Consider the following 23,863-nt stretch of genomic DNA (forward strand, 5'->3'; position numbering starts at 1 on the left):
CCGCTGGGACGAACAGCATCCGTAGATATCGACTGCCTCGTTTTGAGATACGACCTCGGCACCTATTCGCGCACCGCTCAGCAAGGCTGGGCTTCACTCAGTAGCAGCGGGATGTTTCCGCTGAACCTGAGGAGACGGACATGACACTTTCAACCAAACCGCGCGCGACGAAGAAAGCGCAATTGACCAAGCTATTGGGTTCCAAGGCTGGCGTAGATATCGCGACGTTGAGCGACAAGCTGGGCTGGCAGCAACATACGACACGCGCAGCGATGAGCGGTCTGCGTAAAGCTGGATTTGCTATTTTCGGCAGCAAGCCTTCAGGCGGAGGATTGGCCAAGTATCGCATTCATTCGGAACCCGCTGCCGCTGCGCCGGAGATATCCAATGGGGCATGATCCTAATCCAGAGCGACCAGAAGCATTGCAAGCTTGGGAGCATGCCTTCGGCACACCCCCACCGCCGTTTTTATCAGTGAGCTTCCTTCAAAAGGCTTCAGCTTATTCGGCGCAGTGCAAAGCCCATGGCGGGCTTCCGACAGCGACGCGACGCGCTCTTCAGCAGATCGCGACAGGTGAGAAAGCTGAGGTCGCGATTGCACCTACTTTGAACACTGGCGCGTATCTTGTGCGCGAATGGAATGGACGGACCTATCAGGTGCATGTTGTTGAAGGAGGGTCTGAGATGGACGGCAAGACATGGCGGTCTTTGTCCGCCATCGCGAAGCACATCACAGGGGCGACCTGGTCGGGGCCCCGCTTCTTTGGGCTGAACGCGAAGTCTGGAGGGCAACGGGCATGAAGAAGCTACGTTGCGCCATCTATACACGTAAGTCATCAGAGGATGGATTGGAGCAAGAGTTCAACTCTCTGGATGCGCAGCGCGAAGCTTGCGCCGCTTACATCGCGAGCCAAAAGCATGAAGGATGGGTTTTGCTGCCAGAGCACTATGACGATGGTGGCTTGTCGGGTGGGTCGTTGGAGCGCCCTGCCCTACGCCAGCTCCTGCAAGACATTGCAGACGGACGTGTTGATCAAATCGTTGTCTACAAGATTGACCGTCTTACACGCTCGTTGGCCGACTTCTCCAAGATCGTCGACACGCTGGATGAAGCAGAGGCGTCTTTTGTGTCTGTCACGCAATCCTTCAACACCGCTACAAGCATGGGGCGGCTAACACTGAACATGCTGCTGTCGTTTGCCCAGTTCGAACGTGAAGTGACTGCAGAACGCATTAGGGACAAGATCGCGGCCTCAAAGCGCAGAGGCCTTTGGATGGGTGGTTTGGTGCCGCTTGGGTATGACGCTGACGGTCGAACGCTGAAGATCAACGAAGCTGAAGCAGCGACGGTTCGCAGGCTCTATGATTTGTATCAAGAACACGGCACCGTTCGAGCCGTTAAAACCGCTGCTGATGAGTTCGGGCTGCGCAGCAAGAAACGAAGCACGGCATCAGGCAAACGCACAGGTGGTGTTCCTTTTGATCGTGGACATATCCATCACATCTTGATCAATCCAATCTATGCGGGTCGGATCAAGCACAAGACGCTGGTTCATGAAGGTCAGCACGAAGCGATCATCACACCAGAGCGCTGGGATCGCATTCAAGCGATGCTGCAAGAAGGAGCGAGCAAAAGCAGAGCCCGCAAAACTGCAAAGCAAAGCTCACTGCTTTGCGGGAAGATCTATGATGAGACCGGTGACCGCCTGACACCTTCTCACAGCAGGACAAACGCTGGTGTTCGGTTGCGCTATTACGTCTCGCATCGATTGATCAAAAACAGCGGCTCGCCAGACAAGGATGGCTGGCGATTGCCTGCGGTAGAGCTGGAGACGAAAGTAGCCAGCGTGATCGCAAAGCGCTTCAACAGCCCCTCATTTATTGGAACGCTCTTTCCAAATGCAACAGCCGCAGAAATTGCAGATGCCAAGGCTAAGATTGATGCCAGCGGTGGCAGATCAACTTCATGGCTTGAACTTATCGAGCGCATCGACCTGAAGGTTGGCGAGCTGAACATCTTTATGGACCAAAAGAAGATCGCAACATTCTTTGAGCGCGACAGTGACGAGCAAGTCCAAGGCCCTCTCACAATCAAGGCCCCCTTCCAGATCCGCAAACGCGGTGTGGAAACCAAACTGATCTTTGCGGATGCTCCCAGCGCGCGCGATGAAACTTTGATCAAGAATATCGCCAAAGCCCATCTTTGGTTTGAGCAAATCAAATCAGGCAAGACATTCTCTCAAATCGCAGCAAGTGATCAAACATCGAAACGACGCATCCAGCAGATGATCGATCTCGCGTTCCTTGCGCCGGACATCATTCGCGATGTTATGGATGGCACCCAGCCATTCGGCTTCACATCTGATTGGTGTCTTCGTCACGCCATGCCAGTAAACTGGGCTGAGCAACGCGCATTGATCGCGACTCTATAAGCTCCCATCTCAACCTCGTATCGCCGAAATGCCTGTCTCAGACAGATGGCATATCTGCGCCCACTTCAGAGCCACGTTCCAGTCTGCATTACAAACCCAACGGCGTAACCCTCGGATAACGCGGCACTATCTCGCGCCACACTCGTATCGGGACTATCAGAGGAAGGTACTGGCTGGGATGGTAGGATTCGAACCTACGGTACACTGTACCAAAAACAGTTGCCTTACCACTTGGCTACATCCCAACGTGCGTCGGTGTCTAAGCCGGAGATGCCCGACGATCAAGTGCATATTTGCAAAAAATGCACTTATTCCTCAGGGGCTTCACGACGCAGCAAGTCGCCGGACTCCGTCTCTTTGCGCTCGGCGTCCACAATTTGCTCAAGTGCCGCGTCCGTTACGGCGTCTACGTCCATAGCCACTTGGCTTTCCTCACGAATATCCGCATCGCGCGCGAGCTCTTTATACATGCCAGCGGACGAGCTTTCATCCGACGACGCCAATTTCGCCAAGGACGGTGAGAGCACGCGATATGTGGGTTCTGGCATTTGTACGTCGGCTTTTTCCAACGCGAGCTTTACGAGACGAATCGACTCGCCACGCGCAGCAACCAAGGACGATTTATGTTGCTCAATCCAACCCGCGCAAGTGATCGAAATTGTGCTGTCACCGATTTCGTCAATCCAGACAGCGGGCGCAGGCGCTTCCAAGACAAACGGCAGCTCTTGTAGTTTTTCCAAAGCGATACGTTGCGCGTCGACAAAATCCGTTTCTGGCGCAAGGCCAAGCGAGAATTTGAAGCGCCGCTCATCATTGCGTGAAAAGTTCACAATGCGGCTTTTGAACACTGTGGCATTCGGGATGCGAATGTGATTGCCATCAAAGCTTAGCAAGATCGTGGCGCGAGAGGTAAGGCGAATGACTTTGCCTGTGTCGCCGCCTATTTCGATCGTATCATTGGGCCGGAAAGGCTGACGGATCGAGAGCATGATCGAGGCGATGAAGTTCTCAACCGTATCTTTGACAGCGAAACCAATGGCGAGGCCAATGATACCAGCGGCCCCTAGAATGGTCGACAAAAGCGCAGTCGCACCCATAATATCGAGCGCGACCACCAAGCCACCAACCATAAAGCCAAGGCGCAAGATTTGACGGTAAATGTCGGCAATGAACGCATTCGGGGCGAGCCTGTTCCAAGGTTGACGCATGCGCGCGATAAAAAAGCCAACAAAGACAATGATGATAAACGCCAAAAGCGCGACAGAGGCCAATGGAATAAACGCAATCACTTGCGCTATGCGCGCACGAAAACGTTCAACGGCGGGGTTGAGGCGCTTGACCACATCTGTGGTCTCTGTGACGCTGTTTTCAATCGCAACAACGCCTTCGACGCGGCCTGTGAGATCGTTCAAACGCGCGATCTTTTCACTATCAAGCGTCGTGCCTCGCATCGTCACAATGCCAGACGTCACAGTGACCGTCACATCCTCATAGCCATCAAGCTCAGACAGAATATCGCGGATACGCACGGCAATCGCCGCGTCTTGGGTGGCACTATCCTCGACAGCGATTGCGCCGTCAGGTTGGCTTTCACTTTGAGCGACAAGCATTGCGGGCATCGCAAGCATAAAGAGGACGAGTAAAATGCGCATAAGATATCTCATTAAAAAAATGTTATAATATCCAACCGTACCCTGCATACCCAACTAAGGAAAACCCCCTATCGCGGGGGGGCGCAGCGCGTTAAGAGGGGCGCAAATCGAAACCTGCTCAGGAAACTGCCACATGTCCTTTGATCGCTCTGTCAAAATTGCCCCTTCCATCTTGTCCGCTGACTTCGCCAACTTTGGCGCGGAGATTGAAGCCGTCGAAGCGCAAGGCGCGGACTGGATCCACGTTGATGTGATGGACGGGCACTTCGTGCCAAACCTCAGCTTTGGTGCGACCACATGCGCCGCGATCCGACCACACATCAAAACGGTTATGGACGTGCATTTGATGATCTCGCCCGTGGATGCCTACATCGACGGGTTTGCACAGGCAGGCGCGGACTTCATCACCGCGCACGTGGAAGCTGGGCCGCATATTCACCGCACCTTGCAAGCCATTCGCGCCGCTGGCGCTAAGGCAGGCGTTGCATTGAACCCAGGCACGCCAGCAAGCGCGGTTGAGCATCTTTTGGACATTTGTGACTTGGTCTGCGTGATGACTGTGAACCCCGGCTTTGGCGGTCAGAAGTTCATCCCACTTGCCTCAAAGATCGCAAAATTGCGCGCGATGATCGGGGATCGTCCAGTGCATATCGAGATTGACGGTGGCGTTACGCCTCAGACTGCGAAAAGCTGCGTGGATGCAGGGGCTGATGTGCTCGTTGCGGGGTCTGCTGTTTTCAAGGGCGGTTCGGTGAGCAACCCCGCGCCTTACGGCGAAAACATCCGCGCGATCCGTGCGAGCGTCGCGTGATACGCTTTCTCGCTGCGTGCGCGCTGCTCGTCGGGACCGCTTGCGTTGGGGATGAGAGCCTCTCGAAATACGGCGCGTCTGGCAAGGTTTGGGCGCTAAGCGAAATCGACGGCGTCGCGTTTTCCGCGCGCGCAACAATGGAATTCGACAAAGCAGGCTGGATTAAAGGACAAGCGCCGTGCAACCGCTATTCGGTTCAGCAAAAAGCGCCCTACCCGTGGTTCGAGGTGGGTCCAGCAATGGCGACAAAAATGGCCTGTCCTGACCTAGCTGCCGAGAATGCGTTCTTTATGGCTCTCTCTGCGATGACCTTATCGGAAGTCGGGAATGAGGTCTTGATCCTGACCAATGACGAGGGTCGCACGATGGTGTTTAAGGCCGAGTGATCTGACGCGAGAAAAGATCGACATAACGGCCTCTCGCCTCTGGCAGAGTGCGATTACCTAAATTTGGTGCGAGCTTTTCTTTGAGGAAATAGCCTGTAGTTTGAAGGGCTTGCTCGATCTCAGCGTCGCTTCCTGTGCCTTCGCCTTTCAGGATTGGCGGCAAGGGCAGAAGTTTGTTCACCCAAGGACCCGCCACCTGTTCACTGACCGCGCGCCCCGTACGGGGGGAAATATAGATCAGGTTTTCGTTGGTTCCGCTCACAGCACAGGCGCTGAGGTCGAGACCCATGCCAGTCGCTTCGAGCAAAGCGATTTCAAAGCGCAGATAGGCGAGCGGCCAAACATCGTGCTGGCCCAGCAGATCAAGCAATTGCTCGCTCATTTTGTAGAGGTGTGGATTGGCTTCGCGCTCGGGCAATGCAAATGCGATTAAAGCCGTCACAGCGTTCAACCCAGCAAGCGACAAACGATCACTCAGGGCCGCCGCTGCGCGTGAACGCAGAGGTTCGACTGTGTAGCTGCCCAGATGATCCTCAAGCCGCGCACGCCAGCTGACATCGAGCTGTGCACCGGGTTGCAAAATGGGTGCAATCTTGCGCGAGGTGCCACCGCGCACGATACCCGCGTGACGCCCGTGCTCAATCGTGAACACATCAATAATCGCGCTGGTTTCGCCGTGGCGGCGCACAGAGAGCAGAATTCCCTGATCGCGCCATTCCATCTATTGCAGCCCCTGCTCGCCCAGCAGCGTGCGCCCTGCGCGATCTTCAACTTCGATCACCCAGACATCACTGTCAAACTGACGTTGCTTGGCGATAGAAGCATCAACGTCCCGCTCATCCCCTTCACTAAGGATCGCCCATTTTCGGGTGTCCTCAAGCAAATCATAACTGCGCTGATAGAGCTTGGCCTGACCATCTAGCGTCGCGGATTTCACCAAAACCGCGCCAGCAGTATCATCGCCATGCGCAACGACAAACGCAGCAATATCATTGACCCGCAATCGCGCGAGATAAGCATCCACCCAAAACCGTGTGCTTAACCGGATCATGAATTCCCGTCTTTGAAATTCAGACCCATCTCGTCGTAGCGCTCGCTCTCTTCCAGCCAGTTCGGACGCACTTTGACCTGCAAGAACAGATGCACTTTGCGACCCAAAAACTCGACCAATTCTTCGCGCGCGGCTTTTCCGACGGCTTTGATCGTCTCGCCTTTGTTGCCCAGCACGATGCCTTTGTGACCGTCGCGCATGACGTAGATCAGCTGGTCGATTTTGCACGACCCATCTTTGCGCTCTTCCCAATTCTCCGTTTCAACGGTGAGCTGGTACGGCAATTCCTGATGCAAACGCAAAGTCAACTTTTCGCGGGTCATCTCCGCCGCAATCATGCGCAAAGGCAAGTCAGCGATTTGATCTTCGGGGTAAAGCCATGGACCTTCGGGCACTTCACCCGCGAGCCATTCTTTGAGCGCATCGACACCGTGACCGCGTTCCGCAGAAATCATGAAGGTCGCGATAAACGGATAGGCTTCATTCATCTTTTCGGACAAGGCGAGCAGCGCTTCGGATTTGACCCGATCAATTTTGTTGATTGCCAACGCAATTTTGCGTTTTTCACCAAAGGCTTGCAAGCCTTCTAAAATCTTTTCGACCCCTTCGGACACACCGCGGTTCGCTTCGATCATCAAGACCACAACATCCGCGTCCGCCGCGCCACCCCATGCAGCCGCGACCATCGCACGGTCCAAGCGGCGCGTTGGTTTGAACAGGCCGGGCGTATCGACGAACACCAACTGCGACGCACCCTCTAAAGCGACCCCGCGAATACGTGCACGCGTCGTTTGCACCTTATGCGTCACAATCGACACTTTCGCGCCCACCATGCGATTCGTAAGCGTCGATTTACCCGCGTTCGGTTCGCCAATAAGCGCCACAAAGCCTGCGCGTGTTGCTGTCTCAGTCATCTGCCATCATCCTTGTCAGCAGAGCCTTTGCCGCTGCTTGTTCCGCGAGGCGTTTTGATCCGGCCTCAGCGCTTGCTGTCTCGCCATTTTGCAGGCGCGCTTCGATTGTGAAATGGGGGGCGTGATCAGGGCCAGAACGGGCCGTCTCTATATAAGCTGGCGGGGTAAACCCACGCGATTGCGCCCATTCTTGCAAACTGGTTTTCGGGTCGCGCGCATCTGCTTCAACACTGTTGATCCGAGTGCCCCAAAGCCGCAGGATCAGCGCTTGTGCTGCATCAAAGCCGCCGTCCACATAGACCGCGGCAATCAGAGCTTCCATGCCATCGCCAAGCAATGCCAGTTTACGCCGCCCACCGCTTTTCATCTCGGAACGGCCAAGTCGCAAAACATCTCCAAGACCAATCTCACGCGCAACATCCGCGCAAGTTTCCTTGCGTACCAAAGCATTGTAGCGCGGGGCGAGTTGGCCCTCGGAGGCTTTCACATCCGCGCCCAAAAGCGCTTCGGCCATAACGAGGCCAAGCACACGATCCCCAAGAAACTCAAGGCGCTGGTTGTCCCCGCGCGACGGCGAAGACATTGAGGAGTGGGTCACAGCTTCCGTCAGCAACTCGCCTTGCTCAAAGCGGTAATCAATCCGCTCTTGCAAAGCCTGAAGATCTGCCGAGAGCTTCATAAGATCAATTGACCGCCTTGAAGAAACGATCAGAGCGCCATGTCCAGAAGAACAGCATAGAGCGACCCGCAGAAGAGAACATCACACGGTCAGCGCGACCAATCAGGTTCTCGTAAGGGACAAATCCAACGCCACCCGCAGCATTTGGAACGCGACTGTCAGATGAATTATCGCGGTTGTCGCCCATGAAGAAATAATTGCCCTCAGGCACCGTGTAAACCGGCGTATCATCAGAGCGTTGCGTACCGATATTCAAAATCGAATGAGTGACACCATTCGGGAGCGTCTCAGTGAAAAGTTCTTTGTTGCATGTGCCGCCCTCGCCCACAGGACCGTTGGCACAACGGGGGCGCAAACGATGAGGGCCTTGCGCGGCGGCAACCTCTTCGAAGATACCCGCAGGTTCTTGCGGTGCAGCTTCGCCATTGATGAACACGACGCCGCCTTTGACCTGCACTTTGTCACCGGGCATCCCGATCAAGCGCTTGACGAAATCACGGCCTGACACAGGGTGGCGGAAGACAACAACATCACCGCGCTCAGGCTCACCGCCAAAGAGGCGCGTGTTATCGCCGTCTGCAAAGCCACAGAAGCTTTTTGCATCAAGGTTAATACCGAAACGCGGGATAATCACTGATGGGCAAGAGGCATAGGAATAGCCATAAGCCATCTTGTTCACGAAGAGAAAATCGCCGATCAATAGCGTGTTTTTCATAGAGCCTGACGGAATCCAGAAAGGCTGGAAAAAGATCGTGCGAAACACACCTGCGATGAGCAGCGCATAAACAACAGTCTTGATGGTCTCAATGACTGGATTGCCCTTTTTTTCGGCGTCGGCCATGTGCTTTTCTCCATTTCGCAGGTGCACGCTACATGAGGTGCGCTTGCCTTTATGTCAACTGCGCGGATTGGCACCGCGCAACGCTAGTTTAGGGCCAATGGCCGCGCTTCGATCATCACAAATGCTTGCGCCCATGGGTGATCATCGGTGAGCGTTACGTGGATAATGGCTTCATGTCCCGCTGGCGTCATCTCAACGAGGCGCTTTGCCGCCCATCCCGTCACATGCATCACAGGCTGTCCGCTGCGCAGATTAGTCACCGACATGTCCTTCCAAGCGATGCCCATCGCAAGTCCTGTACCAAGCGCCTTGGAGCATGCTTCCTTTGCAGCCCAGCGTTTGGCGTAAGTACCTGCGACATCGCGGCGGCGTTCTGCCTTGGCTTGTTCAATTTCAGTGAAAACACGGTTTTTGAAACGATCCCCAAAGCGCTCAAGCGTACCAGCGATGCGTTCAATATTCGCAAGGTCTGTGCCAATGCCAAGGATCATGAGCTAGATCGCCTTCGTCGTAAGGATTTTCAGGCTCGCCGCACCAAAAAGAACACCAAAGCCGATCTCAAAACCACGGCGCGCGCGGCGATAGCGTTCAACGATCCAAGGGTTCGAGAACAAAATGCCATAGCCGATGAAAACGACAATGGAGACGCAAATGAGTTGGGTGAACAGCACCAACAATGCTGAGGTCGGCGCATCCTTTGGCAAGGCAATCGCGTAGATCGCGCCCCACCCAAGGATAGCTTTGGGATTGGTGAGGTGAATCGCGAGGCTTTTGGCGAAGACACGTTTCAACCCGCCTTTGAGCGCCGCCTGTTCTTTGGCGGCATGTCCTTGCCACGCGGATCGGAAGGATTTCAGCGCGAGATATCCCAAATACAGCGCCCCGATGTATTTCAAAGCCATAAAAAGCCACGCGTTTGTGAGCATCACAGCGCCCATGCCGAGTGCAGATGCAATGCCCCAAAAGGCAGAGCCACACACGATGCCAAAGCCGGATACAACACCAGCGATGCGCCCGCGTTTCATCGCCGCTGCGCTAATCGTCAAGGTCGCAGGTCCGGGAGAACCGCCACCTAGACCCCAAGCGAGCAAAAGCGCGGCAAGTTCCCAACCGCTCATGGGCGCGCTAAATCAAGCACACGGCGCATGTCTTGAATGGCGGGCCCAAGACCGCGAAACACCGCTTCGCCAATGATAAAATGACCGATGTTCACTTCTTGCACTTGCGGCAGCTGCGCGACGGGGGTGACGTCCTCATAGGTCAGGCCGTGCCCTGCATGCACCTCAAGACCTAGATGATGAGCATAGGCTGCCATTTCGGTCATCGCGGCCAGCTCACGATCACGCGTCTCTAAATCACCCTCTGCGAAGGCATCGCAATAAGCGCCTGTGTGCAGTTCGATCACCTCTGCGCCGATGCGATGCGCAGAGTCGATCTGCTTTTTATCGGCGGCTATAAAGATCGAAACACGCGAACCCGCTTCTCGCAAAGGCGCGATAAAGTGCGCGAGCTTGTTTTCGTCCTGCGCGACGTTGAGCCCCCCCTCGGTCGTTCGCTCTTCGCGCTTTTCAGGGACCAAGCACACCGCGTTTGGCTTGTGGCGCAGCGCAATCGCTTGCATCTCTTCTGTCGCAGCCATTTCGAAATTCAGCGGGATACTCAGCGCATCCATAAGTGCGTCAATATCCGCATCGCGGATGTGGCGGCGGTCTTCGCGTAGGTGCGCGGTTATGCCGTCCGCACCGGCCTCTTGGGCGACCAAAGCGGCGCGCACAGGATCCGGCAAAGCCCCGCCACGTGCGTTTCGCAAAGTGGCTACGTGATCAATGTTAACGCCAAGGCGTAAAGGAAGTGTCTGAGCCATTTTGAGCCCTCCGAATAAAACTTAATGAGCAGAGTAAAGCGATGCGCGCGCAAGGCCAGAGCGATCTAGCTTTTTTCCGCTGCTTTCTTTGCACTCTTTTCCACTGCCTTCTCTTTCAGACGCGCAAGCCGGGCTTTCAAAACACCTTTGTTGCGGCGCTTTTGATAGGCGCGGATCACGGGCACTGAAAGATAATAGCAAATCAAACCTGTGAAAATCCCAGGAATGAGCGAGCCGATCAAATAGGGATAAAACACATCATTATAGAACTCGAAAAGCCCCGCCCATTCAGGTGCCTTGTGAGTGAACAGCGCTTTGAAATTGAACCATAAATCACGGCCAGCCCCGTAGAACATCTCGCCAAGACCATGGCGCACACGGTCCGCGTCCGCATTCATACCCGTCAGCCAATATCCGGTTTTAAGCGAAGAATATGCGATAAGCACAAATGTCAAAGGGTTGCCAAAAAACGTCGCAATGACAGATGCGAACAAATTACCATTGATGATCCGACCAAGGATCAGCGCGACAACGAAATGTAGTCCGAAAAAGGGTGTGAACGACGTAAAGACACCCGCAAAAATTCCGCGCGCTATGCGTTCGGGCGAATCCGGTAGGCGGCGCACACGGTGTTTCACGTAATGGAACGCGCGCGCCCATCCACCCTTGGGGTAGATGGCTTCCCAGATTGCTCTGAGCCAGTTGCGTCTATCTCGGCGTTTGAAAACCAAGGTGCGATCCTATCTCGGTGACGCTTTTGTCGGCGTCATTTGGGTTTTGATGGCGCGCCACTTCAGCTACATCGTCTTCCGCCGAAAGGACGGAAATGATCGAATGCAAATGCTCGGCGTCGCGCAAGTCCACGCTTAGGAGCAGCCGGTAGAAGTCAGGCTTGCGATCCGTAAACGCAAGATCCGAGATATTGGCTCCTTGCTCGCCAATCAATGTGCAAATGCGCCCCATCACGCCAGCGTCATTGCCTATCGTAACGTCAAGTCGCGCAGAATGGATGGGGGGATGGGTGCCCGCCTGCCAATGCAGATCTACCCAGCGTTGGTTTTGATCCTCAAACTGGCTCAGCGCTTGGCAGTCAATCGCATGCACAACAACGCCGCGACCCCGCTCGGTGATACCGACAATACGCTCGCCGGGAAGCGGCTGGCAGCACAACGCGCGTTTGTGGGCTTGATCATTTTCAAGTCCGATCACCGCACGCGCGCTGTCGATATTTTCGTCAGTTTCTTGCACCAATTCTGGGTAAACCGCACGCACAACCTCATTAGCCGTCACCATGCTCGCGCCCAATTCGGCAAGGACATCTTGAACATTGCCAAGGCGAAGGTTTTTGGCCGCAATCGCAAGAGCTTTATCTGTAGATTTACGGCCAACGTTGTCAAAGGCCGCCCGCGCAAGTTCCCCGCCAAGCTTGATGAACCGTTCGCGATCCTGTTCACGCAAAGAGCGACGGATTGCGCTTTTGGCTTTGCCCGTCGCGGCAATATCTAGCCATGTAAATTGCGGCTGTTGGCCTTGCGCTGTGACAATCTCCACGGATTGGCCATTTTTGAGACGTGTCCAAAGCGGCACGCGCAGGCCATCGACCTTTGCACCTACACAGGCACTGCCGATCCTTGTGTGGATCGCGTAGGCAAAATCAAGCGGCGTCGCACCGCGCGGAAGTTTGACCACCTCACCTTTGGGTGTGAAGCAAAAGACCTGATCAGAATACATCTCAAGCTTCACTGCTTCGAGAAAATCCTCGTGATCGTCTTCTGCGCCAAACTGCTCGTTCAAGCTTGCCACCCATTTCACAGGATCCACCGCAAACGGGTTTTGCGAGCGAATTCCGTCGCGGTAAGACCAGTGCGCGGCAACACCGGACTCGGCCACATCGTGCATTTGTTGGGTGCGAATTTGCACTTCAACACGTTTCCCGTCACGCCCTGACACGGTCGTGTGGATCGAGCGGTACCCGTTGGTTTTGGGCTGGCTGATGTAATCCTTGAAACGCCCGGGCACCGCGAACCAGCGCTGATGGATAACGCCCAGCGCGCGATAACAATCTTCTTCGCTTTGCGTGATGACGCGAAACCCGTAAATGTCAGAGAGCCTTGAAAAGCCTTGCTCTTTTTCCTGCATCTTACGCCAGATCGAATACGGCTTTTTGGCGCGTCCGAAAATCTGCGCTTCGATCTTATGTTCACTCAGTTCTTTGCGCATATCCCCGGTGATCTGATGGATCACGTCGCCTGTCTCTTTTTGCAGGCGAATAAAGCGACGCATGATTGACGCGCGGCCTTCGGGATTCAGAACCTTGAACGCGAGGTCCTCAAGTTCTTCGCGCATCCAGTGCATACCCATCCGCCCTGCAAGCGGTGCGTAGATATCCATGGTTTCGCGAGCTTTGATCACCTGCTTTTCAGGCTTCATCGCTTTGATCGTGCGCATGTTGTGCAAACGGTCAGCGAGTTTTACCAAAATAACGCGCAAATCTTTGGCCATCGCGACAAACAGCTTGCGGAAATTCTCCGCCTGCTTGGTCTCGCTAGAGCTAAGCTGTAAATTGGTCAGCTTGGTCACACCATCCACAAGCTTGGCGATATCCTCACCAAACATTTGCGACACCTCGCCATAGGTGGACTTTGTGTCTTCAATCGTGTCGTGCAAAAGTGCTGTGATCAGCGTGGCATCATCAAGCTTTTGATCCGCCAAAATGCCCGCAACAGCGATGGGATGCGTGAAATAAGGTTCACCAGAATGACGAAACTGGCCGTCATGCATACGCTCGCCGTAGGCAAACGCGTCATGAATCAGCTTTTCATTTGTCTTCGGGTTATAAGTGCGAACTGTTGCAAGCAGCGCATCGGGGGACATCAGATCAGTGGTTTGGTCATCCATCTAGTGCCTTACACGCGCGGCGGGCTTAACCTTGCCCTTGTGCTTCCATCAATGCGCGAAGCAACTTTTCTTCGGACATGTCATCCTCAACAGGCTTGTCCGCTTCCGCGCCCATCAAAAGCGCCATTGCGTCTTCTTCTGGCTCGTCAACTTCGATCTGTGTCTGGTTGCTCTCGATCAGGCGCTCGCGCAGGTCATCCGCCAGCTGTGTTTCGTCCGCAATTTCGCGCAAGGAAACAACTGGGTTCTTGTCGTTGTCACGATCTACAGTGATCGCACCGCCTGCAGAAATCTCGCGTGCACGGTGTGCTGCAAGCATAACGAGGTCAAAACGGTTTGGAACCTTGTCGACGCAATCTTCTACTGTAACGCGGGCCATGGTGCTCTCCGATTTAATGTGGTGCTAGGAACCACGCCTTCTAGCCCTCAGAAGTAGGCTTGACAAGCAGATATTCAAGGGTGCCGTGGCATTAGAGCGGCGTGACCTGCGCAATGTCTTGCTTTGGTAATCGCGCTAATAGTTGATCAAGCGTTTCGCCTAAAACAGGATGCCGCCAATGGCGTGCAATATCGACCAACGGAACCAACACAAATGCACGGTCCTGAAGCCTTGGATGCGGCAAGATTAACCTGTCAGGCGCTGTTTTTGCCTGCAAAGCAGGGTCCAGGCTGCGCCATTGATGGAATTGCGTAACATCGGGCAAAACCACATCTTCCATCCCGATCAGATCAAGATCGAGGGTACGCTGCCCCCAGCGTTGGACCCGCTCGCGGCCAAACTGTGCTTCTATTGTATGAAGACGCTCCAACACCTGCGACGGGCTGAATGCGCTGCGCACTGCAATCGCCGCGTTCACGTAGTCAGGCCCGGCACCCTCTGGGAAACACGGCGTGCGAAAGAATCGGCTTATCGCGCGAATCGCAAAGCCACTTTCAGCCATTGCTTTGATCGCACGTGCCAGCGTCTGCTCAAGAGACTCTTCGTTAACAGAGACATTCGCACCCAAAGCAACGAGCAGTAATCGTGCATCTTTCCGCTGTGTCGCCATATTTTTCACGTTCTTCGCTCTTGCCTCAATCTCTGGTTGGATTTACCTTGTTTCTAGGAACTGCTGCAAATTTATTTTTTGACCACTCACACACTCACGGCGCGGCGGGTCTGACCTGAAAGGACAATTATGTTTTACAAAGACGAACGGCTCGCGCTGTTCATCGATGGGTCGAACTTGTACGCAGCAGCCAAAGCGCTTGGGTTCGATATCGACTATAAACTTTTGCGGCAGGAATTTATGCGCCGCGGAAAGATGTTACGCGCGTTCTATTACACAGCACTTTTGGAAAACGACGAGTACTCTCCGATCCGGCCGCTCGTGGATTGGCTGAACTACAACGGCTTCACCATGGTGACCAAGCAGGCCAAGGAATACACCGACAGCCAAGGCCGCCGCAAAGTAAAAGGCAACATGGACATCGAACTCACCGTCGATGCAATGGAGCTGGCACCACGCGTAGATCACATCGTGCTCTTCTCTGGCGATGGCGATTTTCGCCCGCTTGTGGAAAGCCTGCAGCGCCAAGGTGTGCGGGTTTCTGTTGTTTCCACGATCCGCAGCCAGCCGCCGATGATTTCCGATGAGCTGCGCCGCCAAGCGGATAACTTCATTGAGCTTGATGAGCTGAAGGACGTATTGGGACGTCCGCCGCGCGAGCCGATGATGGAGCGCGAGCCAGTGGCAGCCGCCGCGAGCTAAACCAAACGAAAGCCGGAGCACATCGCTTCGGCTTTTGCAATTGTAGCGCTTGGTTCCTCTGGACCGCGCGCGCTCTGCACGCTACCTCTTGGCTGAACAAATTACATTTCGCTTTTGTTGACGGAGCCACGGATGACCGCCAAGCCCCTTACCCTTTATCTTGCTGCCCCACGCGGTTTCTGCGCTGGCGTGGATCGTGCGATTAAAATTGTTGAAATGGCCTTGGAAAAATGGGGCGCGCCCGTCTATGTGCGTCATGAAATCGTGCACAACAAGTTCGTCGTCGACGCGTTACGCGATAAAGGTGCGGTGTTTGTTGAAGAGCTTGATGAATGCCCTGATGATCGCCCTGTTATATTCTCAGCGCACGGTGTGCCCAAATCCGTTCCTGCCCATGCCGCGAAACGCGAGATGGTCTATGTGGACGCAACGTGCCCATTGGTGAGCAAAGTTCATATCGAAGCAGAGCGTCATAGCGCCAACGGGTTGCAACTGGTCATGATCGGTCACGAGGGCCACCCCGAGACAGTCGGCACAATGGGACAACTCCCTGAAGGCGAAGTGCTTTTGGTCGAAGAAGCCAGCGACGTCGCAAGCCTTGAGGTGCGTGATCCTGATAAGTTGGCGTTTGTTACCCAAACCACCTTATCGGTGGACGACACCGCGGATGTGGTCGAGGCGCTACAAGCCCGCTTCCCCGCAATCCAAGGCCCGCATAAAGAAGACATTTGCTACGCCACCACCAATCGCCAAGAGTCCGTCAAAGCAATGGCCGCAAAAACCAACGCAATGCTTGTTGTTGGCGCACCGAACTCATCTAACTCTCGCCGTTTGGTCGAGGTTGGCGCAAAGGCAGGATGCAGCTATTCGCAACTCGTGCAACGCGCGAGCGACATCGACTGGCGTGCACTCGAGGGGATTGAAAGCATCGGCATCACAGCTGGGGCCTCTGCACCCGACGTTTTGATCACAGAAGTCATCGATGCGTTCAAAGCGAAGTACGACGTCACCGTCGAAGTCGTCGAGACGGCGAAAGAAAACGTCGAGTTCAAAGTACCACGCGTCTTGCGCGAAGCGTCATGATACCCCGCGCTCCGCTGCTGCTTGGACTTGCTGGCACACTCCCGTTCATCTGGGGCGCGATCACCACCGCGCTACCGGATTTCGCGCTCGCAAGCGCACAAATGATCGGCCCGCGCTTTGTTGGTCCCTACGTCCAGCTCTTTTACGGCGCAGTGATTTTGTCCTTCATGTCCGGCGTGCTCTGGGGCTTTGCGACCAAGGCAGAGGCCAATCAAGCCGCAACAGGCTATGCGCTTTCAGTGCTTCCAGCCCTGTGGGCGTTTTTCATGACAGGTGGCGGTCCAACCAGCGCAGGGATTTATCTGATCGCAGGTTTCGCAGGCTTGCTCGCATTGGACTTTATGTTCAGCAAATGGGGCCTCACACCGGACTGGTGGATGCCCCTGCGTATCTTGCTCAGCGCCATCGTCATCATATCCCTCAGCACCGGAGTAGTTTTAGGATGAGCGATCAAGAAACGCTGGACGTCTACAATGCCAAGGCTGGCGAATATGCTGAACTGACGAGCAATGATGCTGAAAACGACAATCTCGTCGCGTTCCTCGCCAACGTGCATGCAGGTGGTCGTGTGCTCGATTTCGGCTGTGGGCCCGGTCATTTCGCCCTAAAAATGGCTGAGGCAGGATTTGAAGTTGAGGCCACCGATGCCTCCTTAGAAATGGTGAAACTTGCCGATGCTCTGGACGGCGTGAGCGCGCGTTGCGAGACATTTGATACACTGGATGCTGTTGATCGCTATGATGGCATTTTTGCCAATTTCAGCCTGCTGCACGCCCCGCGTGCTGCGGTTGCTGGTCATATCTCTCAGATCACGCGTGCTCTGAAGAACGGTGGTGTTTTTCATATCGGTATGAAAACCGGTGCTGGTGAAAAGCGGGATCGTATTGGCCGGCAATACTGCTACTTCACAGAAACAGAGCTTGAAAAGATGATAGTGGACAATGGCCTAAGCGTCATTCGCAGCAATACTGGTTGTGATATTGGTCTGGATGGCAAACCCGCTGATTGGGTTTGTTTGCAAGGTAGGAAATAACGACATGCCGAATTTGATAGCCTACACAGACGGCGCATGCAGCGGTAACCCCGGCCCTGGTGGATGGGGCGTGCTTGTGCGTGCGATGGAAGGGGATGAGGTTCTCAAACAGCGCGAATTGAGCGGTGGCGCGGAACTGACCACCAACAACCAGATGGAACTCATGGCGGCTATTTCAGCGCTTGAAGTGCTAGAGCGCGCATCGGAACTTACCATCGTGACGGACAGCACCTACGTCAAAAACGGGGTCACACGCTGGATTCATGGCTGGAAGAAGAACGGCTGGAAGACGGCCGCCAAGAAACCAGTGAAGAACGTCGAACTTTGGCAACGACTGGATGAAGCCCAAGCGCGTCACACCGTCAATTGGGAGTGGGTCAAAGGCCACGCAGGCCATCCTGAGAACGAGCGTGCGGATGAGTTGGCGCGCGCAGGCATGGCACCGTTCAAGAAGTGACACTGCTCGTCGCCCTCGACTATACTTCAGTTTTCATCTTTGCGCTGACGGGCGCTTTGGTTGCATCCCGCGCGCAGCTTGATCTCGTTGGCTTTGCATTTTTGGCAGCTTTGACAGGCATCGGTGGTGGCACGGTGCGTGACGTTCTGTTGGATCGCAACCCGATCTTTTGGATCGAGCAGCCCGCCTATTTGGCGATTACGACGCTCGCCGCGCTCTTGGTTTTCTTCACGGCACACTTGGTAGAAAGCCGGTATCAGTTGCTGATCTGGCTTGATGCATTGGCGCTTGGCGTCGCTGTGGCGGCGGGGATCGGTGTTGCCTTGGCGTTAGAACAGCCTGCAATCATCGCGGTGTTGATGGGGATCGTCACCGGCTGCATGGGTGGCTTGATGCGCGATGTCGTTTGTAACGAAGTACCCTTGGTGTTGAAACAAGGCGAGCTTTACGTGAGCGCCGCATTCGCAGGGGCCGCGTCAGGTGTGTTGGCGTCATCGTTGGGACTGCAATCCATGGGCGTTTTAGGAGCTGCGATGGCAGTCACCGTGATCTTGCGCGCGGGATCGTTGGCCTTTGGATGGCGCTTGCCGATCTACAAACATGAGCCGCCAAAGAGCTAAATGGTTACTTTCGCCAATGCGTCGGAACGATAATCAACGCGCCGATCGAGGCGAGAATGGCATCCACGCCAGGTGAGCCAAAGCCAATGCGAAACATGATCGACACGAAGTAGAACAAGAACGCACCACCCACGCAAATAATGATCGAAGGCAAGTAGCCGTTATGCGTAAAGCCGCTTTTCTCGGAAATATATCCGACGATCCCTGCGATCACGACTGTTCCAAAAAGTGCTAAAAACATTTACTCATCCTTGCCCGAATTGGGTGCCTTTGGGCACAGGCGTGCCGCGCAAAAACTCTTGCGCATCTTGCGCGCCTTTACCAGCCTTCTGCGCGCGAATGACCTGAATTGCACCCTGTTCGCAAGCAATGGTCAAACTATCATCCAACGCCTGCCCCACAGCGCCAGCTCCAGATACGACACGGCTTGCCAAAAGCTTAACACGAACTCCCCCAAGCAGTGTCCAAGCCCCTGGAAAGGGCGAAAGTCCTCTGATCTGACGATCAATTTGCGTCGCGCTTTGGTTCCAATTCACCTGCGCTTCGGCTTTGTCGATCTTGCTGGCGTAGGTCACGCCGTCCTCTGACTGCACCTCGGCCGCGAGGTCATCAAGCTGATCCAAAGCGTCACATACAAGCCGCGCGCCCATCGCGCTCAAGCGATCATGCAATACACCCGTCGTTTCCTCCGCACCAATCGTAATCGCTTCACGCAGCAAAACCGGACCAGTATCCAAACCCGCTTCCATCTGCATGATGCAAACGCCCGTCTCTGCATCCCCCGCCAAAATCGCGCGGTGAATAGGTGCCGCCCCACGCCAGCGCGGCAAAAGCGACGCGTGAATATTCAGACACCCACGCTTTGGCGCATCCAAGATAATCTGCGGCAGGATCAGACCATAAGCGACAACCACAGCCACATCAGCGTTCAACGCTGCAAAGGCTTGCTGCTCATCTGCGCCCTTTAAAGAAACCGGATGACGCACATCCAAACCCAACGCCAAAGCGCGCGCATGCACCGGCGTAGGCCGCTCTTTCTTGCCACGACCCGCAGGGCGCGGAGGCTGGCAATAGACCGCTGCGATCTCATGACCCGCAGCAATCAAAGCGTCCAAGACAGGCACTGAGAAATCCGGCGTGCCCATGAAGATCACTCTCATATTTTGCGCGCCTTCTTGATCAGCATTTCGCGTTTCATGCGGCTGAGGTGGTCGAAATACATTTTGCCATTTAGGTGATCGATCTGGTGCTGCACCGACGTCGCCCACAGGCCAACAAACTCGCGACGATCCATGATCCCCTTGTCGTTGAGAAACTTCACAGTAACCGCACGCGGGCGTTTGATGATCGCAGACACACCGGGCAAATTCGGGCTCGCCTCATCATGTTCGCGCAACTCGACAGAAGAATGCAAGATCACAGGGTTCGCCATGCGCACGACTTTGCCGCGTTCTTGCGAAGCGTCCACAATAGCGAGACGTTGCATCACGCCAATCTGGTTCGCGCCCATGCCAACGCCGGGCATCGCTTCCATTGTATCGATCAAATCTTGCCAAACCGCGCGGACGTCGTCGGTGATTTCAGCGACCTCAGCGGCCGCAGTGCGCAAGCGTTTGTCTGGCCAAGGAATACATTTGCGCACGCTCATATTTTCAAACTTTCGTATTCAGTTTCCAACGCTGCGCGCGCATCTGTGTCGAGGTGATCAAAGATGACGCGTCCCTCAAGATGATCCATTTCATGCTGCGCACAGATCGCGGCAAAACCCTCTAGATGTGTCGTGACCTGAGCACCTGTCATATCCGTATAGCTCAACTCTATCGCATTCGGGCGCGTCACATCAGCGGCAACACCAACAATCGACAGGCACGCCTCTTCATTGGTGCTCGTTGCAACGCCGACAGGTTTCGTCACTGGATTGATACAAACAAGCGGGCTCATCTCGCCCTCTTTCCACGTCGCGTCCATCACGAACAAGCGTTGCATCACACCGATTTGCGGCGCGGCCAATCCACGCCCAGGCGCGGCATACATAGTCTCGAACATATCACCGATCAACTGCTCTAGTTCGGCGTCCACGAGCGCTACAGGCGTGCAAACCTCGCGAAGCCGCGGATCCGGCCACATAACAATCGCCAGATTGCTCATCCGCGCGCCAATTCGCGTTTCAGCTTTTGCATTTTGCGAGTGATCATCTGACGCTTCAGCGGCTTGAGGTAGTCGATGAACAGTTTGCCTTCGAGGTGATCAATCTCATGCTGCACGCAAGTCGCCCAAAGCCCGTCCATATCGCGTTCTTGCAAGTTGCCATCCAGATCGAGCCACTCAACGCGCACCTCTTTTGGGCGGGTCACATCAGCGTATTGATCGGGGATCGACAGACAGCCCTCGTCATAGACATTCGTCTCATCAGAGGCTGCAATCACACGCGGGTTCACCATGACCAATGGCTCCGGCTTTGCCCCATCTTCCTTTACGCAATCGAGCACGATCAGGCGGTCCAAAACACCGACCTGAGGCGCGGCCAAACCAATACCGGGGGCGGTGTACATCGTCTCAAGCATATCATCGGCAAACACGCGCAACTCATCCGAGATATCGGGCACGGCAGCACAGACCTTCTTGAGGCGCGGGTCGGGGTGGATTAAAATCTTCAGCTTCATAAACCAGCATTTAATCCAGCATCGCGCGCGCGGCAACAGCCCTTGCAGATTTGGCTCAATTCGGTAGCGTCTTCTTTAACCAATCAGGAGTATCCCACATGAGTTTCGACGAAATCATCGACCGCCACGGCACGCATTCTGTCAAGTGGGACGCGATGGAGGCGATTTACGGCGTCCCCGCAAGCGATGGTATCTCGATGTGGGTCGCCGACATGGATTTCCGCCCGCCACAGTGCATCTCAGACGCGGTGGCAAAGATGCACGAGCACGGTGTTTACGGCTACTACGGCGACGATGCACCCTACCGCGAAGCCATCTGCTGGTGGATGAAGTCCCGCCACGGTTGGGATGTTGATCCGGCAGGCATTTTCACCACGCATGGTTTGGTAAATGGCACGGCTATGTGCGTCGATGCCTTCACCAATCCCGGCGAAGGGGTTGTTCTGTTCACCCCAGTCTATCACGCCTTTGCCAAGGTGATCAGCGCTGCCGGCCGCACTGTTGTTGAGTGTGAAATGAACAATATCGATGGCCGTTATGAACTAGATTTTGACGCATATGATGCGCAAATGACAGGCAATGAAACGATGCTGGTTTTCTGCTCGCCGCACAACCCTTCTGGCCGCGTATGGAGCAAGGGCGAGCTACAGGCTGTCGCCGCCTTTGCGAAACGTCACGAGTTGATCTTGGTCTCTGATGAAATCCACCATGATCTGGTTTTTGAAGGAAACACACATATTCCGATGGCCAATATCGCGGGCATCGAAGATCGCCTTGTTATGATGACCGCCACCACAAAAACCTTCAATATCGCAGGCTCACATTCCGGCAATGTGATTATCGCTGACCCCGATCTGCGCGCGCGTTTCGGAGCACGAATGATGGCGATGGGTCTCAGTCCGAACTCCTTTGGCCTGTTCATGGCCGAAGCCGCCTATTCCCCTGAGGGTGCAGCATGGGTTGACGATTTGGTGCAATACCTTGATGGCAATCGCAAAGTATTTGATGCGGGCGTGAACGCCATACCGGGTCTGAAATCCATGGACATGCAATCCACCTATCTTGCATGGGTCGATTTTGAAGACACGGGCATGAGCCGCGAAGAGTTCACCGCTCGCGTTGAGCAAAACGCACGGATCGCTGCGAACCATGGACCCACTTTTGGCAAAGGTGGCGATAGCTTCTTACGCTTCAACTTCGCCACCCCGCGTTCGCGGATCATCGAAGCGGTTGAGCGTTTGCAGACCGCGTTTGGGGATTTGCAGTAGTTTCGGCATGCGTAGCTTTGTTACTGCCCTATTGTTTGCGCTGCTTGCCACCCAAACCAGCGCACAAGCTTGTCCTGATAAATACCGCTTTGTTGATTTCGGCGCGATGGATCGAGAGGGCATCTTGCGGCGTGGCGGCACTGTCTTTCGTGCTTTTGACGCGCAGAACACGCATCTTTTAAAGCGCAAAAGCGTTGTTTGTCATGCCGTTGAAGAAAACGCAGTTGATGGACGCGCTTTGAAAATACCCGTCGTCTCAAAGATTGAGATTGATACCGAAATCGCCAAGCTCGATATTTTGGGCTTGCTGATTGAGGCCACAGAAAACGCGGTGGCTGATGCGGAAAAGAGTGCCGCGCGACATCAGGCTGTCCTTACCGATGCGAACATCACAAAAGGCGACACATATCTTTGCGCATCGACTTCAGACACCACGAACACAAGCTGCCAACACGTATCACCTTACTTAGCCAAAGCACCACTCGTGACTTATTGCGATGCACAGATCTGCGAAATTCCTGTGCTTGCGTTGAATGACGGGATTTTCATCACCGCAAGCTGGACGCGGGTTGCACAAACACAAGATGCGCTTGGTCAAGAGATCTCAGAGAAGCTAGGACTTCTGGATACGTTCCTACAGCCTCACGTTAAGCGAATTTGAGAACGCTTAGTCAATAGGATCGACCAGCACAGCCCCTTCAACAGGGCGCAACACATGCGGCATCTTTGGATCATAAAGCGCTGAGTCTTTGAAGTCGCGGATGTTGCCCAAAACTGGCCCTACCAAAGTCAAAGCTGTACGCGTAATCTTTTCCGCGCGCACCTTTTTATGGATGTCTTTCAACGTGCCGCGAATGAACATTTCGTCCGGCCAGCCCACACGGTACGCCACGACCACAGGGCAATCTTCGCCGTAGTGCGGCCCCAAAACGCGCACGATCTCGCGCAAGTTCCGCACACCCAAGTGGATCGCCAAAGTCGCGCCAGTTGCTGCGAAATTCTCCAATGTCTCTTTCGGTGGCATCGAGGTGCTCTTCATCGACACACGTGTCAAAACAATCGACTGCGCCACCTCAGGCACCGTCAGTTCTTGCCCCAAGGCCGCCGCAGCCGCCGCATAGGCAGGCACACCCGGTATGATCTGATAGTCGATCTCGTCCGCGCGCAGACGCCGGATTTGCTCTGCAATCGCACCATACAGAGACGGATCGCCCGAATGCACACGCGCGACATTCTCACCGCGCTTATGCGCGGCAACAATCTCGCCATGCGTGTCGTCCAAAGTCATCGCCGCCGTGTCCATCACAATGGCACCTTGCGGTGCCCCCGCGACAACCTCTTGCGGCACCAAAGACCCCGCGTACAAACACACAGGGCACTCAGAAATCAAACGCTGCGCTTTCAGCGTCAACAACTCAGGATCACCCGGACCCGCGCCAATAAAATAGACTGTCATCGCT

At 54.8% G+C, this 23,863-nt stretch carries 32 protein-coding genes and 1 tRNA gene; 13 read left to right on the forward strand and 20 right to left on the reverse strand.

From position 1 onward, the window contains the following. Positions 1 to 140 precede the first annotated feature (140 nt). The 3 genes from PFRI_RS12670 to PFRI_RS12680 are packed head-to-tail and all read left to right on the forward strand — an operon-like array spanning position 141 to position 2,432. Positions 141 to 398 carry a DUF3489 domain-containing protein gene (locus PFRI_RS12670; protein WP_072631073.1) on the forward strand — a complete coding sequence of 86 codons (258 nt, stop codon included), beginning with the start codon at positions 141 to 143 and terminating at the stop codon, positions 396 to 398. After that, the gene (locus PFRI_RS12675) at positions 388 to 801 is read left to right on the forward strand and encodes a DUF2924 domain-containing protein (RefSeq protein WP_072631074.1); all 414 of its coding nucleotides are present in this window, start codon (positions 388 to 390) and stop codon (positions 799 to 801) included. Before PFRI_RS12670 ends, PFRI_RS12675 begins: the two co-directional genes overlap by 11 nt. Next, entirely contained in the window at positions 798 to 2,432 is a 1,635-nt protein-coding gene (locus PFRI_RS12680; RefSeq protein ID WP_072631075.1) for a recombinase family protein, read from the forward strand. Before PFRI_RS12675 ends, PFRI_RS12680 begins: the two co-directional genes overlap by 4 nt. A 170-nt stretch (positions 2,433 to 2,602) precedes the next feature. Here PFRI_RS12680 and PFRI_RS12685 read toward each other — a convergent pair. Beyond that, a tRNA-Gln gene (locus tag PFRI_RS12685) sits at positions 2,603 to 2,677 on the reverse strand. Positions 2,678 to 2,740: 63 nt separating this feature from the next. Further along, positions 2,741 to 4,084: a mechanosensitive ion channel family protein gene (locus PFRI_RS12690; RefSeq protein ID WP_072631076.1), complete on the reverse strand. Its 1,344-nt coding sequence runs from the start codon at positions 4,082 to 4,084 to the stop codon at positions 2,741 to 2,743. Between the two features lie 133 nt (positions 4,085 to 4,217). Between PFRI_RS12690 and rpe the strand changes: the two genes are divergently transcribed. Beyond that, positions 4,218 to 4,895, forward strand: coding sequence for a ribulose-phosphate 3-epimerase (rpe, locus tag PFRI_RS12695; RefSeq protein WP_072631077.1), 678 nt, complete (start codon positions 4,218 to 4,220; stop codon positions 4,893 to 4,895). Next, complete coding sequence (locus tag PFRI_RS12700; protein ID WP_072631078.1) at positions 4,892 to 5,281, forward strand: META domain-containing protein; 390 nt, start codon at positions 4,892 to 4,894, stop codon at positions 5,279 to 5,281. The genes rpe and PFRI_RS12700 overlap by 4 nt, the downstream gene beginning before the upstream one ends. On the opposite strand, the gene recO is transcribed toward PFRI_RS12700, so the two are convergent. The 12 genes from recO to folK all read right to left on the reverse strand — a co-directional run bounded on the left by recO (position 5,268) and on the right by folK (position 14,577). Further along, positions 5,268 to 6,002 (reverse strand): DNA repair protein RecO, encoded by a 735-nt coding sequence (recO, locus tag PFRI_RS12705; protein ID WP_072631079.1) that lies wholly within the window; start codon positions 6,000 to 6,002, stop codon positions 5,268 to 5,270. The genes PFRI_RS12700 and recO overlap by 14 nt on opposite strands. Further along, positions 6,003 to 6,332: a DUF1491 family protein gene (locus PFRI_RS12710; RefSeq protein ID WP_072631080.1), complete on the reverse strand. Its 330-nt coding sequence runs from the start codon at positions 6,330 to 6,332 to the stop codon at positions 6,003 to 6,005. Next, entirely contained in the window at positions 6,329 to 7,246 is a 918-nt protein-coding gene (gene era / locus PFRI_RS12715) for a GTPase Era (RefSeq protein ID WP_072631081.1), read from the reverse strand. The genes PFRI_RS12710 and era overlap by 4 nt, the downstream gene beginning before the upstream one ends. Continuing rightward, positions 7,239 to 7,925: a ribonuclease III gene (gene rnc / locus PFRI_RS12720; protein ID WP_072631082.1), complete on the reverse strand. Its 687-nt coding sequence runs from the start codon at positions 7,923 to 7,925 to the stop codon at positions 7,239 to 7,241. Before rnc ends, era begins: the two co-directional genes overlap by 8 nt. A gap of 4 nt (positions 7,926 to 7,929) precedes the next feature. Further along, positions 7,930 to 8,766 (reverse strand): signal peptidase I, encoded by an 837-nt coding sequence (gene lepB / locus PFRI_RS12725; RefSeq protein ID WP_072631083.1) that lies wholly within the window; start codon positions 8,764 to 8,766, stop codon positions 7,930 to 7,932. A gap of 83 nt (positions 8,767 to 8,849) precedes the next feature. After that, positions 8,850 to 9,257 (reverse strand): holo-ACP synthase, encoded by a 408-nt coding sequence (acpS, locus tag PFRI_RS12730; RefSeq protein WP_072631084.1) that lies wholly within the window; start codon positions 9,255 to 9,257, stop codon positions 8,850 to 8,852. 3 nt (positions 9,258 to 9,260) lie between these two features. Beyond that, on the reverse strand, positions 9,261 to 9,884 hold the full coding sequence (locus tag PFRI_RS12735; RefSeq protein ID WP_072631085.1) for a LysE family translocator: 624 nt from the start codon (positions 9,882 to 9,884) through the stop codon (positions 9,261 to 9,263). After that, entirely contained in the window at positions 9,881 to 10,630 is a 750-nt protein-coding gene (locus PFRI_RS12740) for a pyridoxine 5'-phosphate synthase (RefSeq protein WP_072631086.1), read from the reverse strand. Before PFRI_RS12740 ends, PFRI_RS12735 begins: the two co-directional genes overlap by 4 nt. 65 nt (positions 10,631 to 10,695) lie before the next feature. Continuing rightward, positions 10,696 to 11,361, reverse strand: coding sequence for a DUF2062 domain-containing protein (locus PFRI_RS12745; protein WP_072631087.1), 666 nt, complete (start codon positions 11,359 to 11,361; stop codon positions 10,696 to 10,698). Next, entirely contained in the window at positions 11,339 to 13,507 is a 2,169-nt protein-coding gene (locus tag PFRI_RS12750; RefSeq protein ID WP_072631112.1) for a RelA/SpoT family protein, read from the reverse strand. The genes PFRI_RS12745 and PFRI_RS12750 overlap by 23 nt, the downstream gene beginning before the upstream one ends. A 46-nt stretch (positions 13,508 to 13,553) precedes the next feature. Beyond that, complete coding sequence (rpoZ, locus tag PFRI_RS12755; RefSeq protein WP_072631088.1) at positions 13,554 to 13,907, reverse strand: DNA-directed RNA polymerase subunit omega; 354 nt, start codon at positions 13,905 to 13,907, stop codon at positions 13,554 to 13,556. 91 nt (positions 13,908 to 13,998) lie between these two features. After that, complete coding sequence (folK, locus tag PFRI_RS12760) at positions 13,999 to 14,577, reverse strand: 2-amino-4-hydroxy-6-hydroxymethyldihydropteridine diphosphokinase (protein WP_072631089.1); 579 nt, start codon at positions 14,575 to 14,577, stop codon at positions 13,999 to 14,001. A gap of 129 nt (positions 14,578 to 14,706) precedes the next feature. Between folK and PFRI_RS12765 the strand changes: the two genes are divergently transcribed. The 6 genes from PFRI_RS12765 to PFRI_RS12790 all read left to right on the forward strand — a co-directional run bounded on the left by PFRI_RS12765 (position 14,707) and on the right by PFRI_RS12790 (position 18,472). Continuing rightward, a complete protein-coding gene (locus PFRI_RS12765; protein ID WP_072631090.1) occupies positions 14,707 to 15,279 on the forward strand; it encodes a LabA-like NYN domain-containing protein in 573 nt (190 codons plus the stop codon). 132 nt (positions 15,280 to 15,411) lie between these two features. Then, the gene (gene ispH / locus PFRI_RS12770) at positions 15,412 to 16,362 is read left to right on the forward strand and encodes a 4-hydroxy-3-methylbut-2-enyl diphosphate reductase (RefSeq protein ID WP_072631091.1); all 951 of its coding nucleotides are present in this window, start codon (positions 15,412 to 15,414) and stop codon (positions 16,360 to 16,362) included. Further along, positions 16,359 to 16,808: a DUF3429 domain-containing protein gene (locus tag PFRI_RS12775; protein ID WP_072631092.1), complete on the forward strand. Its 450-nt coding sequence runs from the start codon at positions 16,359 to 16,361 to the stop codon at positions 16,806 to 16,808. The genes ispH and PFRI_RS12775 overlap by 4 nt, the downstream gene beginning before the upstream one ends. Further along, on the forward strand, positions 16,805 to 17,395 hold the full coding sequence (locus PFRI_RS12780) for a class I SAM-dependent methyltransferase (protein ID WP_072631093.1): 591 nt from the start codon (positions 16,805 to 16,807) through the stop codon (positions 17,393 to 17,395). Before PFRI_RS12775 ends, PFRI_RS12780 begins: the two co-directional genes overlap by 4 nt. 4 nt (positions 17,396 to 17,399) lie before the next feature. Further along, positions 17,400 to 17,852, forward strand: coding sequence for a ribonuclease HI (rnhA, locus tag PFRI_RS12785; RefSeq protein WP_072631094.1), 453 nt, complete (start codon positions 17,400 to 17,402; stop codon positions 17,850 to 17,852). Beyond that, the gene (locus PFRI_RS12790) at positions 17,849 to 18,472 is read left to right on the forward strand and encodes a trimeric intracellular cation channel family protein (RefSeq protein ID WP_072631095.1); all 624 of its coding nucleotides are present in this window, start codon (positions 17,849 to 17,851) and stop codon (positions 18,470 to 18,472) included. Before rnhA ends, PFRI_RS12790 begins: the two co-directional genes overlap by 4 nt. Positions 18,473 to 18,476: 4 nt before the next feature. Here the strand turns inward: PFRI_RS12790 and PFRI_RS12795 are convergent, their stop codons facing one another. The 5 genes from PFRI_RS12795 to def (PFRI_RS12815) are packed head-to-tail and all read right to left on the reverse strand — an operon-like array spanning position 18,477 to position 21,135. Continuing rightward, positions 18,477 to 18,713, reverse strand: a complete 237-nt coding sequence (locus PFRI_RS12795) for a hypothetical protein (RefSeq protein ID WP_072631096.1) — start codon at positions 18,711 to 18,713, stop codon at positions 18,477 to 18,479. A 4-nt stretch (positions 18,714 to 18,717) separates the two neighbouring features. Continuing rightward, positions 18,718 to 19,632: a methionyl-tRNA formyltransferase gene (gene fmt, locus PFRI_RS12800; RefSeq protein ID WP_072631097.1), complete on the reverse strand. Its 915-nt coding sequence runs from the start codon at positions 19,630 to 19,632 to the stop codon at positions 18,718 to 18,720. Continuing rightward, positions 19,629 to 20,120: a peptide deformylase gene (gene def / locus PFRI_RS12805; RefSeq protein ID WP_072631098.1), complete on the reverse strand. Its 492-nt coding sequence runs from the start codon at positions 20,118 to 20,120 to the stop codon at positions 19,629 to 19,631. Before def (PFRI_RS12805) ends, fmt begins: the two co-directional genes overlap by 4 nt. Further along, positions 20,117 to 20,620, reverse strand: a complete 504-nt coding sequence (def, locus tag PFRI_RS12810; protein WP_072631099.1) for a peptide deformylase — start codon at positions 20,618 to 20,620, stop codon at positions 20,117 to 20,119. Before def (PFRI_RS12810) ends, def (PFRI_RS12805) begins: the two co-directional genes overlap by 4 nt. After that, entirely contained in the window at positions 20,617 to 21,135 is a 519-nt protein-coding gene (gene def / locus PFRI_RS12815; protein ID WP_072631100.1) for a peptide deformylase, read from the reverse strand. Before def (PFRI_RS12815) ends, def (PFRI_RS12810) begins: the two co-directional genes overlap by 4 nt. 98 nt (positions 21,136 to 21,233) lie before the next feature. On the opposite strand from def (PFRI_RS12815), the gene PFRI_RS12820 reads away from it, so the two are divergent. Then, the gene (locus PFRI_RS12820; protein WP_072631101.1) at positions 21,234 to 22,403 is read left to right on the forward strand and encodes a MalY/PatB family protein; all 1,170 of its coding nucleotides are present in this window, start codon (positions 21,234 to 21,236) and stop codon (positions 22,401 to 22,403) included. 7 nt (positions 22,404 to 22,410) lie between these two features. Then, positions 22,411 to 23,064, forward strand: a complete 654-nt coding sequence (locus tag PFRI_RS12825; RefSeq protein ID WP_072631102.1) for a hypothetical protein — start codon at positions 22,411 to 22,413, stop codon at positions 23,062 to 23,064. Between the two features lie 6 nt (positions 23,065 to 23,070). Here the strand turns inward: PFRI_RS12825 and cobM are convergent, their stop codons facing one another. Beyond that, positions 23,071 to 23,859 (reverse strand): precorrin-4 C(11)-methyltransferase, encoded by a 789-nt coding sequence (cobM, locus tag PFRI_RS12830; protein WP_072631103.1) that lies wholly within the window; start codon positions 23,857 to 23,859, stop codon positions 23,071 to 23,073. Between the last annotated feature and the right edge of the window lie 4 nt (positions 23,860 to 23,863).

Source organism: Planktotalea frisia, from assembly GCF_001890925.1.
Taxonomy (GTDB): domain Bacteria; phylum Pseudomonadota; class Alphaproteobacteria; order Rhodobacterales; family Rhodobacteraceae; genus Planktotalea; species Planktotalea frisia.

Excerpts from the sequence above, each read along its gene's own strand:
- PFRI_RS12670 (WP_072631073.1), top strand. The coding sequence starts at position 141 with ATGACACTTTCAACCAAACCGCGCGCGACGAAGAAAGCGCAATTGACC.
- PFRI_RS12675 (WP_072631074.1), top strand. The coding sequence starts at position 388 with ATGGGGCATGATCCTAATCCAGAGCGACCAGAAGCATTGCAAGCTTGG.
- PFRI_RS12680 (WP_072631075.1), top strand. The coding sequence starts at position 798 with ATGAAGAAGCTACGTTGCGCCATCTATACACGTAAGTCATCAGAGGAT.
- PFRI_RS12690 (WP_072631076.1), bottom strand. The coding sequence starts at position 4,084 with ATGCGCATTTTACTCGTCCTCTTTATGCTTGCGATGCCCGCAATGCTT.
- rpe (WP_072631077.1), top strand. The coding sequence starts at position 4,218 with ATGTCCTTTGATCGCTCTGTCAAAATTGCCCCTTCCATCTTGTCCGCT.
- recO (WP_072631079.1), bottom strand. The coding sequence starts at position 6,002 with ATGGAATGGCGCGATCAGGGAATTCTGCTCTCTGTGCGCCGCCACGGC.
- PFRI_RS12710 (WP_072631080.1), bottom strand. The coding sequence starts at position 6,332 with ATGATCCGGTTAAGCACACGGTTTTGGGTGGATGCTTATCTCGCGCGA.
- era (WP_072631081.1), bottom strand. The coding sequence starts at position 7,246 with ATGACTGAGACAGCAACACGCGCAGGCTTTGTGGCGCTTATTGGCGAA.
- rnc (WP_072631082.1), bottom strand. The coding sequence starts at position 7,925 with ATGAAGCTCTCGGCAGATCTTCAGGCTTTGCAAGAGCGGATTGATTAC.
- lepB (WP_072631083.1), bottom strand. The coding sequence starts at position 8,766 with ATGGCCGACGCCGAAAAAAAGGGCAATCCAGTCATTGAGACCATCAAG.
- acpS (WP_072631084.1), bottom strand. The coding sequence starts at position 9,257 with ATGATCCTTGGCATTGGCACAGACCTTGCGAATATTGAACGCATCGCT.
- PFRI_RS12735 (WP_072631085.1), bottom strand. The coding sequence starts at position 9,884 with ATGAGCGGTTGGGAACTTGCCGCGCTTTTGCTCGCTTGGGGTCTAGGT.
- PFRI_RS12740 (WP_072631086.1), bottom strand. The coding sequence starts at position 10,630 with ATGGCTCAGACACTTCCTTTACGCCTTGGCGTTAACATTGATCACGTA.
- rpoZ (WP_072631088.1), bottom strand. The coding sequence starts at position 13,907 with ATGGCCCGCGTTACAGTAGAAGATTGCGTCGACAAGGTTCCAAACCGT.
- folK (WP_072631089.1), bottom strand. The coding sequence starts at position 14,577 with ATGGCGACACAGCGGAAAGATGCACGATTACTGCTCGTTGCTTTGGGT.
- PFRI_RS12765 (WP_072631090.1), top strand. The coding sequence starts at position 14,707 with ATGTTTTACAAAGACGAACGGCTCGCGCTGTTCATCGATGGGTCGAAC.
- ispH (WP_072631091.1), top strand. The coding sequence starts at position 15,412 with ATGACCGCCAAGCCCCTTACCCTTTATCTTGCTGCCCCACGCGGTTTC.
- PFRI_RS12775 (WP_072631092.1), top strand. The coding sequence starts at position 16,359 with ATGATACCCCGCGCTCCGCTGCTGCTTGGACTTGCTGGCACACTCCCG.
- PFRI_RS12780 (WP_072631093.1), top strand. The coding sequence starts at position 16,805 with ATGAGCGATCAAGAAACGCTGGACGTCTACAATGCCAAGGCTGGCGAA.
- rnhA (WP_072631094.1), top strand. The coding sequence starts at position 17,400 with ATGCCGAATTTGATAGCCTACACAGACGGCGCATGCAGCGGTAACCCC.
- PFRI_RS12795 (WP_072631096.1), bottom strand. The coding sequence starts at position 18,713 with ATGTTTTTAGCACTTTTTGGAACAGTCGTGATCGCAGGGATCGTCGGA.
- fmt (WP_072631097.1), bottom strand. The coding sequence starts at position 19,632 with ATGAGAGTGATCTTCATGGGCACGCCGGATTTCTCAGTGCCTGTCTTG.
- def (WP_072631098.1), bottom strand. The coding sequence starts at position 20,120 with ATGAGCGTGCGCAAATGTATTCCTTGGCCAGACAAACGCTTGCGCACT.
- def (WP_072631099.1), bottom strand. The coding sequence starts at position 20,620 with ATGAGCAATCTGGCGATTGTTATGTGGCCGGATCCGCGGCTTCGCGAG.
- def (WP_072631100.1), bottom strand. The coding sequence starts at position 21,135 with ATGAAGCTGAAGATTTTAATCCACCCCGACCCGCGCCTCAAGAAGGTC.
- PFRI_RS12820 (WP_072631101.1), top strand. The coding sequence starts at position 21,234 with ATGAGTTTCGACGAAATCATCGACCGCCACGGCACGCATTCTGTCAAG.
- PFRI_RS12825 (WP_072631102.1), top strand. The coding sequence starts at position 22,411 with ATGCGTAGCTTTGTTACTGCCCTATTGTTTGCGCTGCTTGCCACCCAA.
- cobM (WP_072631103.1), bottom strand. The coding sequence starts at position 23,859 with ATGACAGTCTATTTTATTGGCGCGGGTCCGGGTGATCCTGAGTTGTTG.